The 12,876-nt window shown below is 38.9% G+C and carries 12 protein-coding genes; all 12 read right to left on the bottom strand.

What is annotated here, in order from left to right; genetic code table 11:
• Window positions 1-26: 26 nt before the first annotated feature.
• Entirely contained in the window at window positions 27-965 is a 939-nt protein-coding gene (locus WAA20_RS08660) for an RluA family pseudouridine synthase (protein ID WP_073386115.1), read from the bottom strand.
• Window positions 966-968: 3 nt separating this feature from the next.
• Window positions 969-1,508 (bottom strand): signal peptidase II, encoded by a 540-nt coding sequence (gene lspA / locus WAA20_RS08655; RefSeq protein ID WP_207649274.1) that lies wholly within the window; start codon window positions 1,506-1,508, stop codon window positions 969-971.
• Window positions 1,509-1,524: 16 nt separating this feature from the next.
• Window positions 1,525-2,628 (bottom strand): 3-dehydroquinate synthase, encoded by a 1,104-nt coding sequence (gene aroB, locus WAA20_RS08650; protein ID WP_073386113.1) that lies wholly within the window; start codon window positions 2,626-2,628, stop codon window positions 1,525-1,527.
• Window positions 2,629-2,811: 183 nt separating this feature from the next.
• Window positions 2,812-3,342 carry a cell division protein SepF gene (locus WAA20_RS08645; RefSeq protein ID WP_073386112.1) on the bottom strand — a complete coding sequence of 177 codons (531 nt, stop codon included), beginning with the start codon at window positions 3,340-3,342 and terminating at the stop codon, window positions 2,812-2,814.
• A gap of 299 nt (window positions 3,343-3,641) precedes the next feature.
• Window positions 3,642-5,042, bottom strand: a complete 1,401-nt coding sequence (locus WAA20_RS08640) for an HlyD family efflux transporter periplasmic adaptor subunit (RefSeq protein WP_073386110.1) — start codon at window positions 5,040-5,042, stop codon at window positions 3,642-3,644.
• A gap of 128 nt (window positions 5,043-5,170) precedes the next feature.
• On the bottom strand, window positions 5,171-5,590 hold the full coding sequence (locus WAA20_RS08635; RefSeq protein ID WP_073386109.1) for a twitching motility protein PilT: 420 nt from the start codon (window positions 5,588-5,590) through the stop codon (window positions 5,171-5,173).
• 169 nt (window positions 5,591-5,759) lie between these two features.
• On the bottom strand, window positions 5,760-6,725 hold the full coding sequence (locus tag WAA20_RS08630; RefSeq protein ID WP_073386108.1) for a serine hydrolase: 966 nt from the start codon (window positions 6,723-6,725) through the stop codon (window positions 5,760-5,762).
• Window positions 6,709-7,104 carry a methylglyoxal synthase gene (gene mgsA / locus WAA20_RS08625; RefSeq protein WP_073386106.1) on the bottom strand — a complete coding sequence of 132 codons (396 nt, stop codon included), beginning with the start codon at window positions 7,102-7,104 and terminating at the stop codon, window positions 6,709-6,711. Before mgsA ends, WAA20_RS08630 begins: the two co-directional genes overlap by 17 nt.
• Window positions 7,105-7,299: 195 nt before the next feature.
• The gene (locus WAA20_RS08620; protein WP_073386105.1) at window positions 7,300-8,430 is read right to left on the bottom strand and encodes an FtsW/RodA/SpoVE family cell cycle protein; all 1,131 of its coding nucleotides are present in this window, start codon (window positions 8,428-8,430) and stop codon (window positions 7,300-7,302) included.
• A 204-nt stretch (window positions 8,431-8,634) separates the two neighbouring features.
• A complete protein-coding gene (locus tag WAA20_RS08615) occupies window positions 8,635-11,484 on the bottom strand; it encodes a penicillin-binding transpeptidase domain-containing protein (RefSeq protein WP_073386103.1) in 2,850 nt (949 codons plus the stop codon).
• Complete coding sequence (mreD, locus tag WAA20_RS08610) at window positions 11,477-11,995, bottom strand: rod shape-determining protein MreD (protein ID WP_073386102.1); 519 nt, start codon at window positions 11,993-11,995, stop codon at window positions 11,477-11,479. The genes WAA20_RS08615 and mreD overlap by 8 nt, the downstream gene beginning before the upstream one ends.
• 3 nt (window positions 11,996-11,998) lie before the next feature.
• On the bottom strand, window positions 11,999-12,874 hold the full coding sequence (gene mreC / locus WAA20_RS08605; protein ID WP_207649273.1) for a rod shape-determining protein MreC: 876 nt from the start codon (window positions 12,872-12,874) through the stop codon (window positions 11,999-12,001).
• Window positions 12,875-12,876: the final 2 nt, after the last annotated feature.

Raw genomic sequence — 12,876 nt, 5'->3', positions numbered from 1 at the left:
TACATGGATGTACTTCAAGGTACGGATCACTTTAATGTTTCGAGTAAGTGCTCAAAGTATTCCGGAAGGGGAGCCGTTGTCTCTACATACTCTCCTGTTGTTGGATGTATAAATCCAAGGATCCTGGCATGAAGACACTGACCATTTAACTTCATATTTGTCTTTCTGCCATCCTTATAGACTTCGTCTCCCAAAAGGGGATGACCTATAGATGACATATGTACTCTTATCTGGTGCGTACGGCCCGTTTCAAGTCTGCAGGCTACATAAGTCATCTTAGACTCATAAAAGCGTTTTAAGACCTTAAAATGGGTCACTGCATGCTTTCCGTTTGGAACATTCATGGCCATCTTCTTACGATCCGTAGGATGTCTTCCAATGCTTCCTTCAATTGTTCCTTCATCCTCATCTATAATGCCGTATACGATAGCAACGTATTCTCTTTTTATAGAGTGCTCTTTGAGCTGCGCTGCGATCTTTTGATGAGCATTATCATTCTTACAGATGATAACGGACCCTGTGGTGTCTTTATCGATCCTGTGAACGATTCCGGGGCGCATAACGCCATTGATACCAGACAGCTTATCGCCGCAGTGATGCATAACAGCATTGACCAAAGTTCCTTCATAATGGCCGGCGGCAGGATGAACCACCATATCCTTGGGTTTATTGATAACCAGGACGTCATCGTCTTCATAGAGGATGTCCAGAGGGATATCTTCAGGTGTAATATCCAGAAGTTTTGGAGGTGGAACCACAAGTTCTATCGCATCCCCAAGATTCACAGTCACGGAAGCCTTGAATACAGGCTTATCATTGACTTTGACTTTGCCTTCAACGATAAGTCCCTTAAGATACGATCTTGAATGCTCAGGAAAAAGCAGAGAAAGCACCTTATCAAGCCTCTTTCCAGCCAGTTTATCATCAATAAATTCAGTTTGCTTTACTAATTCTTCACTATTCATAAATTATTTAAACTCGCGGAATTTCTTCTGCTGTTTAAAGCTAAGGAATGCAAAATCGTTCTCTTTGTAGTAGAACAAAAAGAGGATAAGCAGAAGGAAAGTCGATACTGTAACATATATATCGGCTACATTAAAGATTGGGAAGTTAATGAGCTTAAAATATATGAAATCCACAACATAATTGGTTCTGAATCTGTCGATCATATTGCCACAGGCTCCGCTTCCAACCATAACAAGAAGAACATGAAGCGCATTATACTTCTTATCTTCAGGAACAAGCGCAAGCACATATACGATTATTACCATGATCAGAATAGCTATAAGTATGAAGAATGCTTTCTGGTTCTGTAACATTCCAAAAGCCGCACCCTTATTTTCAAGATACTGAAGTTCAAGCACGTTCCTGATCAAAGGGAAAGAAGCCTTGTCTTTGAGCTTTTCAACTGCAAGAACTTTAGTGAACTGATCAAGTGCAACAAGGACAATAAAAGCTACTATATCAGCAATAAGAAATGCGATCTTTTTTCTGGTGATGTGTTTCATTCTAGGAAAATCCCCCTTAATCTCCATTTTCAAAATAGAGAATTTCTTTAACAGCTTCCTTTATCTCATCATCTGTAACTGTTGTATCGATAAATGCGTCTCCGATATCGTGAAGCAGTATGAATTTGACCTGATTATTATCCATCTTCTTATCACTTTTTACAAGTTTTACGATTTCGTCAGGGTCAACGTTCTCTACAGAGATCGGCAGGTTAAATGGAACGAACATATCTCTTATCTCATAGCAGGTTCCTGTCTCGATCAGGCCTTTTTTCATAGAGATATATGCAGCAGCAATGCTGCCAAGAGCTACACATTCACCGTGGAAAAGCTCAAAGTTTCTGGCCTTCTCAATTGCATGACCGATAGTATGACCGAAGTTAAGGAGAGCTCTTTCACCCTTCTCTGTAGGATCGCGCTGTACTACATCACGCTTGATCTCGCAGGATTTCTTTACCATCTGGGAAAGAACCTTGTGATCACGCTCGCCTATCTCGTACATATTCTCAATGAGCCAGAAATAGAACTCTTGATCCTTGATAAGGCCGTGTTTCATGACTTCAGCAAAGCCTGAAGCAAACTGACGCTCTGAAAGTGTATCAAGAACAGCTATGTTCATATAAACAAGTCTTGGCATGTAGAATGCGCCAACCATGTTCTTATATCCTTCATAATCAACACCTGTCTTGCCGCCAACGCTTGAATCTGTCTGAGCAAGAAGTGTTGTAGGAATCTGAATAAAAGCAATTCCTCTAAGATAGCTTGATGCTGCAAATCCTGTGATATCACCAACCACACCGCCGCCCAGCGCTATAAGAAGGTCATGTCTGTCAAAATGCTTTGAAATAAGAAATCCGTAGATTCCGCCTACAGTATCAAGATTCTTGTGCTCTTCACCTGCTTCTATCTCATAAGAAAAGACCTGGCTTCCAACCTTTTTGAGTTCCTTCTCTACAGCTTTGGAATAAAGTGGTCCAACATTTGAATCTGTAATGATCGCTATACGTCTGCCTTTAAAGCCAAGCTCTTCTACAGCTTTAGACAGTTTTGAAAAATTTTCTTCGAACATGATATCATAACAAGGTTTACCATCACGCTCAACATTTATAACTTCTCCCATAAATCCTCCATAAAATATCTATGATACATATAATAGATTTCTCCGTCTCGAAAAACGTTCGTAATTCCGAAACAAAGATAAAAATATCAGCAGGAGCAAAAATGCGCCTGCTGATAAAGATTTTACATTATTTAACTTATAATCTCAATACTATGGTTTTAGCTAATTATTAGCCCGGAAACCTTAACTGAACATTGAAGGTCCTGTATGGAGATTATCACCAAGTGATCCACTGATCATCTCCTGGAAATCTCCGGAAATGTCAACACTTGAAGGTGTGATGATGAAAATGTACTTGGAAATCTTCTGAAGATTGCCATTGATAGCAAAACAAGAACCTGATGTAAAATCAATGATTCTCTGTGCAACATCAACGTCAAGTCCTTCAAGGTTAAGGACTACTGTTCTGTTAGAGAGAAGTGTCTCAGTGATCTCCCTTGCATCTTCAAATGAAGTTGGCTTTACTACACATACTTCCATTCCTGATGATGACATAGATTTCTTTCTCGCAGAAATTGATGTGATCGGCTTTGCTGGATTGCTTCTCTTAAGCTTTTCTTCCGGTACTTCGATAGAAGGATCATCTTTGCCAATAGGTGCTGTTTTTAAAGCGGCTGTGCCTTTATCATAGTAATCATCTTCGTTGTCATAATAATCTTCATCTTCACCGTCATTAAGCTTGATGGCCTTTAAAAATTTATCCATTGCGCTCATATTACTCTCCTCACTCTGCTGTGTGATAGAACCAGCAGCCACAAATAAAACTCTTATAATATTTCCCTAAGCTATACCTATTATCTAATTTTTACAGCAATGTGTCAACCCTTATAACATTTTCATTGTAAAAACGCCTGAAAGCCTTGATATATCAATAGTTACAACATTATACTTTTTCTTAACATTTATACACAATTACTAAACATTATCATTTGAATACACTTTTATCTATTCGGCAGCCTATGGCTAATACTTAGAATAAGCCCCATAATCCGTCACCTGAAGATCACCCGTCCTCAATCATAAATGAGTTCATCGTCTGAAACGGTTGTTGCATCAAGTGCAATAAAGTCATAAACATTAAGACCATATTCTGTATTTGATTTTACGATCGAGTATTCATCATTACTGTACAAAACTTCAATCTGTTTAAAATCCGCATAGCCTTTATTAATATTATAAACGCCTGTAAGGGATGCCACTTCACTTACAGTGAACTCAGCATTGGTAGAAGGGAAGATCAAAACATCTCCACTTGCTATTGCATCCTGGTCTATATAATACTTGTCATCAACAAGGCTGTGAACACTAACAATTACTTCTTCACTTGATTGTGAACCGTCTTCAAGGAAGGTCTTTCTATGTACAACAGTATTTCCTTCTGCTGTCTCCATTACAAGTTCTGAAGGGATAACGTAAAAGTTCTTTTCTATAATAGAAGTATTAGGAATCTTAAGTCCTGTCTCATTCTCTGTGATAAGCTCTATAGAAAGGAACCTGTCTGTTGCGAAAGTTATCATAGAATTGGTAAATGAGAACTGAACAAATATCTCTCCTGCACTATTAGTATATGTGCTTACCTGGCCCCATGCTGTAACCTGATTCTTAAGGAACTTGATCTTGATGTACTCTTTGTCCATAAGATAATCAGCTGTTTCCTTATCAGGAACCTGTATAACTACTGACCAGTCTTCGCTTCTGGCAAGCTTATAAACCGGAGCTCCAGCAGTTACGACTTCAGAAGAGCTGAAAGTTGTCTTTTCATACTTGGTCTGATCAAAAAGATCTGATTTCATGTCATGAAGACTTAAATCTTCATAACCGTCCTGAGAATAAAGAACTATTCCACTTGAAGGAGCATTTCTATATATAAAGTTACGTGTTGATGAACTGAGTTCTCCAATGTTATTGAGATAAGAAGTGTTGACAAGCTTGGATAATGTACCGTTGATACTGCTCTTAAAATCATATACGCTGCTGAAATTCGTCTTGTCAAAAGTACTTGTAAAATCTTCTATATCTTCTTTGATCTCTGCGTAATCACTTTCTGAAAGTGCTACTGCTGTAGCATCTCCGGAAAGAGATGACATATCAGAAAGTGAATCTGCTTCGTCTACGATATACACAAGATCGCCTTTAGCAACTCTTCTGTCTTCTGTAGCAAAGTAATATACACTTCCTGCGGTATCATTTTCTACAATGTCTTCATCTCTCAGAGCAATAGCTGTATAAGTATTGTTCTGGGAAAGGGATCCTTCCATAACTTCATAGCCTACTACATGTTTAGCTTTTACATACTGCACAATGCTTATGATCATGTAAACCAGAAGTACGGCAAAAATCAAAATACCGATCCTGTCAGGCGTAAAGCCCGAATTTATATTTGTTATTTTGCTGTTTTTCTTCTTTGCGGCCATTGTATTCCAATCTGCTGATAAAAAGCCGCGGCATAATTAAGCCGCGGCTTATAATCTGCTTTTTAATGAGTTTAAGTGTAAACACTCAAGTAAAATCTTCAAACTATACTATTTGTATTATATTTTTATTAAAGAGAAATCACTATTTTTGATCGAACAGACTCGGGAAGTTCGTCTTCATCTTTAGAAACGCTTAATATAAAATCGATTCCAAATTTCTCGCTTAACTTGTCCAGTTTATTAACAGTTTCAGTTATATCACCTTCACCTATTCCAGAGATGGAAAGGAAACTATCAAGATAAACCTGCTGCAAATCTCTGTCCTGTGAAATAATTCCACTTGTAAATCCGATAAACTCCTCAGGAGTTTCAACCATGAACTCAGGAACTACGATCATGCGGACCTTATTATTCAATTCATACATGTGCTTGGTGTTTTTGTCGAGAAATACGACGTTGCCTAGAATGTTCTTAACCTCAGAATTGACCTTGTCTAAAAGACATTTAGTCTTCCCCTTCCCTTTTCTACCTACGATAAGCTGAACCATAAGCGTAACCTCCCTTGTATGTAGTTTGTAGAACTTTCATATAAATATTATAGCTTTATGAATCTCAAATGACAACCTTAAAAACCACCTAAATTAAGAGTCTTAAATTAATACATCTTTGCCCTTAAAAAATAGAAACACGCATCATCTGCGTGTTTCTTAATACAATCTAAGATTGTGTGATTTTATAAAGAAGAGCTGTCATTTCGCTATACAGAGTATCTCCGTCTTCTGCTCTCATAATGACGGCAATATATGGATTACCTGAAGAGTCCTTGGCAAGAAGGATAAGGCAGTGTCCTGCCGCATTGGTAGTTCCTGTCTTACCACCTATTACAGTAATGCTTGATGGAGCCTGTCTGTCTCCTCTAAGGTATCCGTTTGTTGACTTGACATCAACTTCTACACTGCTTCCATCCTTGCGGGTGTACACAGTAGTATAACCGGACATATTGATGATCTCCTGAAATACATCATACTGCATTGCAGCATTGAAGATCAGGTACATGTCATAAGCAGTGACATAGTGGTCTTCCTGTGTAAGTCCATGAGGATTGGCAAAATGGCACTTTGTAGCGCCTATCTCTTTAGCTTCCTCATTCATAAGATTGACAAATTCATCAACGCTTCCGCCAACATTGTCAGCTATAAGCATACCTGCATCATTAGCAGAGTATATCAATAGTATATGAAGAGCCTGGTCAAGAGTCATGGTATCGCCCTCTTTAAGACCGATGAGCTGCGCGCCAGATTCATTAATATTAACTGCTTTAGTTGCAGTTAATATCTGATCAAGGCTTCCATATTTGAGAGCTACTAAAGCTGTCATGATTTTGGTAAGGGACGCAGGATCAACCTGCTCATTGACATTAAGAGCGTACAAAGTCTCTCTGTTGTTCAGGTCAAAAAGGCCTGCACAGGAATTCTTAGACATACTAATGTTACTGTCTGTAATGTCAGAACCGACCACACACAGATCAGAAGCAAAAGTATCTAACATATCTGATGAAATAGATGTATAAACGCTTTCCGTAGAGTACGGAATAGCGTATGACGATGATCCACACGCTGTTAAAGAAGCGATGGACAAAAGAGCTGTTACCAGGGTAATAAGTCTTTTATTTATACATTTCACGCCACTCTAAATCTCCTCTGTCAAGTGATTTGATCAATAACTCAGCGGATGCGAGGTTAGTGGCTACAGGGATATTATGAACGTCGCAAAGGCGCATTACATTGCTGACGTCAGGCTCGTGAGATTTCTGTGTAAGCGGATCACGCAGGAAAATAACAAGGTCGATCTCGTTATGTTCGATCGCTGCTCCTATCTGCTGCTCTCCCCCGAGATGTCCTGCAAGAAATTTATGCACGCTGAGGTTGGTTACTTCTTCAATAAGACGACCGGTTGTTCCTGTTGCATAAAGATCATTGCGGCTCAAAATCCCCCTATATGCTATGCAAAAGTTCTGCATAAGCTTCTTCTTCGCATCATGAGCGATCAGTGCTATATTCATTAGTTAATTCCTCCATTGCCATACATAAATTTATTATAACACAAAAAATGTATAGTATTATTTTTTTTCAATACATTCAGGATTTTAATTACCATTCTATGGAAAACTTAAAATCAAAGACCTAAGAATAACTTCTATAAAGTCATATGTCAATAGGCTCATTTTATCTTACTAGTATGGTACAGTGTCATCACGCTAATAAGATCTGCGGATCTGCTGAAGTCCTACATTCAAAACAAAGCCGACACCTATATACACCGACACAATAGATGTAAGACCGGAACTTACCAGTGGCAGCGGAATACCTGTATTAGGAAGTGCTCCAGTTGCAACTCCGATATTAAGAAGTCCCTGGAATCCGATCCATACTGCCATTCCGGTTGCGATGATAGAACCGGCTATGTCCTTTGCTCTTGCTGCTGTTATAAGGCACTTTATAGTGATAGCCACAAGCAAAAATACCACGAGGCAGGATCCTATAAAGCCAAACTCTTCTCCTATTACTGTAAAGATAAAGTCAGTACTGGATTCGGAAATGTATCCACTGTTAAGGACTGAGCTGATCTCGTTTGTATCATATCCTTTGCCCTGAAGCTGGCCGGAACCAATAGCCATGATAGAGTTCATAGTCTGATAAGCAGTTGAATCTGCATAATCCTCAGGATGAAGCCATGCAAGAATACGTTCCTGCTGATAAGACTTAAGAATAGGGCTATCCTCAAGAAGAGCCAGATAAAAAGCCAGCGCTGCCGATGGAATACCAGCAAGAAGCACTCCCGCAACCAGTTTCCAGCTTATACCTCCGACAAAAAGGATCATTACAAAGATCATAGTGAGCATGATCGTTGTTGAAAGGTCAGGCTCCTTCAGAATAAGGACAAGGGGAGGTGCAAGAAGTCCAAGTGCAGAAAGCAAAAAGCCTGCTGTCTTGACCTTCTTTTGATTGACCATAATAAACTTGGCGTAGAACAGGATAATAAGTATCTTGGAAATCTCAGATGGCTGGAAGGTTATACCTGCGATCATAAGCCATCTCTGAGCACCATGTGAACCACTACCAAACAGCAATACTCCCAAAAGGAGCACTACTGCCAGAATATAGTATGCCCAGTAAAAATTAAGAAGCTTAGTGTAATCAAGCAGTGATATTACCAGCATTACGATACATCCAAGTACAACACCTGTTATCTGCTTGTTCTGAAGAGATACATCCGAAGAACTAACAGCCACAACACCCACTATAGACAGTGATATTACCAGGAATATCAGGATGAAATCGTAATTTCTAAGTTTATATCGTTTTAAAAATTCAAGAATTTTTTTCATAAAAAAGTATTCTCTCTAAAACTTCTACGTTTTGCAAAAATGGTGAGTTGTTCGTAAGAACATCTAGAGTTGTTCGTCAGAACAACTAGAGTTGTTCGATAGAACAACTCCTTAGTCGCCTCTGACCCGTGCACAAACGTCCAAAGAAGCGGAGCGGATGTTCTTTGAAAAAGAACATCTAGAGTTGTTCGTCAGAACAACTCATTAATCTCCTCCGCCACCGCCTTCTAGTGACTGGGCAGATCCATCGAGGAGTTCTTCTCTGGCGTCTACATTGTAGTAATAATCATATACATCACGAGTGATCTGAGCCGCGTAACTTGATGTATAACCAAAAGCAACTCTGGTCGTGATAGAAATCTCAGGATTGTTATAAGGAGCATAGCTTACAAACAGCGCGTGGTTTGCTCTGTCAGTTCTCTCCTGCGCTGTACCTGTCTTACCGGCTACCTGAACGTTAAGGTCAGCATAGTCACTTCTTTTCTCAACCACACCTCTCATACCGGAATGGATAGCATCCCAGTAGCTGGAAGGAAGATCGACAGTATTTCTGACTGTTGCAGAATAATCCTGAAGAAGGTTACCGTTAGAATCTGTTGTCTTATCTATAAGAGTCAGATTATAACATGTTCCTGAATTAGCAACAGTAGTAATGTATCTTGCAAGCTGAACTGTTGTAAATGAGTTAGTACCCTGTCCGATAGCAGATCTTACTGCGTCCTGAGTAGATACGATAGGAGAACTTTCTTCTATCTCGATTCCGCTCTTTTCTGTAAGGCCATACATATCGCAATACTTTTTGAGAACTTCAAGACCCTTATCAGAGTTATAGGTTCCATTCTCATTTCCAAGTCTGTATCCAACTTCATAGAAGAAACAGTTACAGGAATTGGTAATACCACCGGCTACAGTAAGCTCGCCATGTGAACCCGGATATATCCAGCAATGAGGACCATTAGTGAACTTATCAAAAGTACCTGTACATCTGATAGATGATGTAGTTGTTATAACGCCTTCCATAAGTCCTGCTGTTGCAGACAGAGGCTTAAATGTTGAACCAGGAGCTGTTCTCTGCTGCGTAGCATAGTTATACAAAGGTGTAGAAAGATCTGCTCTTAGCTTTGCATAATACTCTGCATCAACGCCATTGGCCATCTTGTTATTGTCATAGCCAGGATATGATACAAGTGCAAGAACATCACCTGTATTAACATCAGTAATAACGATAGAACCTGTACATGGATCAAGGTTAAGCTGAGCAGGAGTAAGCTCAAGATTATTGATCCTGTTTATTATAAAAGTATATGCTGATTCATTTCCAGCTTTCCAGGAATTAAGTTCAGTATCTTCAAGCTCTACTACGCCCTGCTCAAGAAGCACGTTACAGCAGTCGCGGCCTGTGATAAGATCTGCCTGAATGATATAACGATAGAGCATCTTGCTGAAAGTAATATCATTTTTAAGTTTATCAGTTATATAAGAAATTATGTGTTCGTATATTTCTTCAGAATCTGTATACTGGCTGTCAAGGCTGAGTTTTGTAATGTCGATCCAGTTCTGGGCTATTGCATAATGAAGATACTCATACAAGGAGATACTTTCATCCTTGGTATAAGTTATATATGTATCATCTTCTGTATCTTCGTTTACAAGGACCTTGTTATCACGAAGTATTGTTGTAATATAGGTCTCGTAATTCATATACTCTAGAGAAAGCTTGTTATATGGAGTCTTCTTCTCCATAAGCTCATCTTTGAGACCTTCCAGCACAGCTTCCTGCTTTGTATTAAATACTCCAAGAACTTTGAGCTCTGTCTCCTTGGCATCATCCTTGGTGAAATGAGTTGTATCAATAACAGTGTTTTCAAAAAGCTTGAAATAAACATCATAGATAGCAATCTTAAGATCTGATGTCTTTACTGTTGTGCTTACTGTCTTGGCATTGACTATCTTATTAACAAGAATACCTGCAAGTCTTGATTCAAGAATGTCATAAGCAGCTTCCTGAAGGTTCTTGTCTATTGTAAGATATACATCATTACCGGATCTTGGTTCAACATAATTAGTTGTCTCAAGTACCTGTCCCACAGTATCTACATATACAGTCTCAGAACCTTTTGTTCCCTGAAGTGTAGACTCCATGGCCTGTTCGATGCCTGACTTACCAACAGTATCACTTGAACTGTAACCCATGTCAGGATAATCTGCCTGAAGCTGGGCAAGTTCAGTTGATGATACCTTTCCTGTATATCCAAGTATCAGAGCAAAATACTCTGCATCAACATATTTTCTTGCAGTGTTCTCTTCTATACTTACGCCAAGAAGAATATCACTATTTTCCATAATGTCAGAAACAGTCTGATCTGAAACTGCCTCTGCAATAGTCGTATCAATATACTTCTGGTATGAGTTAAGACTCATGTAGTATCTCAAAGTAACAACTTTTAAAAATCTGTCATTGGTATATCCATATCCTGCCACAAAGCTCTTCTTGTCTTCAGGATCTGTACGATCACCAACTTCAAACTTCTTACCAAGATACTCCATAACTTCATCTGGAGTTGCTGTTCTTTCTTTATAAGCAAGCTCATCTATAGTCGAATGTCCATAGATATCAGCAAGAAATCTCAAAAGTGTTGTACCCTCAACTGTAAATTCAAACTCACCGTTCTCATCAAGCTGAATGCTAAGATCATTAACTACAGTATCGCCATTGCTTTCAACAATATCGATAACCTTGTTAATGGTCTCATTGATATTCTCATCTCTGAGGGAATCTGATTCGTAGACATCTTCTATTACTACATTATTGGCAAGTTCATTATATGCAAGAAGGTTACCATTACGATCATAGATATTACCACGGGTTGCCTGAATATCCTTGGTCTTCTCTATTCGAAGCTGGAATGATTCAAGATAAGACTCACCATTGATTATCTGCAACTCAAAAAGGCGGTACATAATACCGCTGGCTGCAAGAATCATGACCAGTGCGATAACTGTAAATCTTGACGTTATAAACTTTAGAACTGCCTCTTTTACATCATCAAACAAACTTAGTTGCGCTCCTTTGAATAATATCATCTAGTTTAGTATTGATCTTTAATATTACCGGATACAGAAAAAGAGCTATGATCGCAGTATATACAACCTCCGGAAGTATCTGATGGGTCATATAGTAACTGATGTCGAACTTCGCACGAAGAAGGAACATGAGAACATAGCACAAAAACTGGTATAAGAAGTCCCCACCTATTATAAGAGAAAGGGGCAATATAATATTTTCCGGGAAAAAGATTTTATGAAACATACCGGCAAAGAATCCGGCATACATGTATAAAAGTGCATATATACCAATAAAATCGCCAAAGAATATGTCAACTAAAAGACCGGCTATAAAACCGGCCAGAAGGCCATGCTTCTCCCCTCTCATGATACCGCTTGAACAGGTAATGATCATGAGACAGTTCGGGACTGTTCCGCCAAATGCAAAATATCTGAAAAATGCAGTCTGCAAAACAAAGCATGCAATTATCATAATTAGAGTTACAAGAAATTTACGCATATATTATTTATCATCTTCGACTGTCTGTTTAAGAGTTGTTATTACAAGCACTTCATCAAGATGTTCAAAATCAACAGCAGGTGTAAGAGTACCGGACTTTGTAAGATTATTGGAATCAGATTCTATAGTTGTGATATATCCAATAAGTATTTCAGGAAGATACTTATCAGAAATATTGGATGTAACAACTTTATCTCCGATCACAACAACATCTGCGCTATCCTGAAGTTTTGAAAAAGTAATAACACCTTTTTCATAAGCTTCAAGATTACCGGTTACGATCAGATTATCTGAAGTAGAAAGAACCATTCCACTTACAGAGAAATTATCTGCAATTATTGTAGTAACCTTAGCCCAGTCAGGTCCTATAGATGTTATTCTTCCTACAAGACCGCCTCCTGCTATGATATTCATATCAACTGCAAGGCCGTCATCAGTTCCTTTGTCTATAACGAAACTGTAGAACCAGTTACCGGAATCCTTGGCTATTACATGAGCACCAACCTTTTCATATGACTCATACTGTGCGTCAAGTTCATAAAGCTCTCTCAAGGTATTAAGTTCATACCTGTCCTGAGTAAGCTGCATATTTTCCTCTGTAAGCTGATCTACTCGCGCCTGTAATTCTTTATTTTCTTCCTGAAGCTGCTCTATAGTAGTAAGTCTGTCTGCTTCACCTATGAGCCAGGTACCAGCTGTTGTTATTCCCCTTTGAAATGGCACCACAACAAATCCGGCAATCGTATTGGCAATTCCGGAGAAAAGACTTGTTGTAAGTGTTATGACCATCAGCGCGACAGCCACTATTGTTAAAATAAAGAGGAGATACTTACCGGGGATGGTAAACTTATCTCCTCCTCTTTTTATCACAGGACTCATTT

Origin of the sequence: Butyrivibrio fibrisolvens (assembly GCF_037113525.1) — a bacterium.
Taxonomy (GTDB): Bacteria; Bacillota; Clostridia; order Lachnospirales; family Lachnospiraceae; genus Butyrivibrio; species Butyrivibrio fibrisolvens.
The sequence above is the reverse complement of the archived record's forward strand: the minus strand, read 5'-3'. Positions and strand labels throughout refer to the sequence as shown.

Excerpts from the sequence above, each read along its gene's own strand:
- WAA20_RS08620 (WP_073386105.1), bottom strand. The coding sequence starts at position 8,430 with ATGAAAAAAATTCTTGAATTTTTAAAACGATATAAACTTAGAAATTAC.
- aroB (WP_073386113.1), bottom strand. The coding sequence starts at position 2,628 with ATGGGAGAAGTTATAAATGTTGAGCGTGATGGTAAACCTTGTTATGAT.
- mreD (WP_073386102.1), bottom strand. The coding sequence starts at position 11,995 with ATGCGTAAATTTCTTGTAACTCTAATTATGATAATTGCATGCTTTGTT.
- lspA (WP_207649274.1), bottom strand. The coding sequence starts at position 1,508 with ATGAAACACATCACCAGAAAAAAGATCGCATTTCTTATTGCTGATATA.
- mgsA (WP_073386106.1), bottom strand. The coding sequence starts at position 7,104 with ATGAATATAGCACTGATCGCTCATGATGCGAAGAAGAAGCTTATGCAG.
- mreC (WP_207649273.1), bottom strand. The coding sequence starts at position 12,874 with ATGAGTCCTGTGATAAAAAGAGGAGGAGATAAGTTTACCATCCCCGGT.
- WAA20_RS08660 (WP_073386115.1), bottom strand. The coding sequence starts at position 965 with ATGAATAGTGAAGAATTAGTAAAGCAAACTGAATTTATTGATGATAAA.
- WAA20_RS08635 (WP_073386109.1), bottom strand. The coding sequence starts at position 5,590 with ATGGTTCAGCTTATCGTAGGTAGAAAAGGGAAGGGGAAGACTAAATGT.
- WAA20_RS08640 (WP_073386110.1), bottom strand. The coding sequence starts at position 5,042 with ATGGCCGCAAAGAAGAAAAACAGCAAAATAACAAATATAAATTCGGGC.
- WAA20_RS08645 (WP_073386112.1), bottom strand. The coding sequence starts at position 3,342 with ATGAGCGCAATGGATAAATTTTTAAAGGCCATCAAGCTTAATGACGGT.